Consider the following 333-nt stretch of genomic DNA (forward strand, 5'->3'; position numbering starts at 1 on the left):
TGACCACGATGGCGATGAGGAGCAGGGCCAGGCCCAGCCGGATGCCGAGATCGCCCCAGACGGGCAGCTTCACGGCGCGGCGCAGCGGCTTATGGCGCGGGCCGCGATAGGCGCGCGGCTTGCGCTGCTGCACGATCCGGTCGACCTGCTTGTCCGCGCTCATTACGCGAACCGGTCCGCCAATGCGCCGAGCGAGGCGTGGTGCGTCAGATCGAGCTGGAGCGGCGTGACCGCGATATAGCCTTCGTCGATGGCTTCGAGATCGGTGCCGTGGTCCAGCGTATGCTCGATCGCTTCCAATCCGAACCAGTAATATTTGAACCCGCGCGGATC

1 pseudogene is annotated in these 333 nt (G+C 66.1%); it reads right to left on the reverse strand.

Annotated features, from left to right (window positions below):
• Positions 1 to 162 precede the first annotated feature (162 nt).
• A pseudogene (locus A3736_RS17460) lies at positions 163 to 333 on the reverse strand (5'/3'-nucleotidase SurE); the annotation flags it as partial.

The organism is Erythrobacter sp. HI0063, from assembly GCF_001635685.1.
Lineage (GTDB): Bacteria > Pseudomonadota > Alphaproteobacteria > Sphingomonadales > Sphingomonadaceae > Qipengyuania.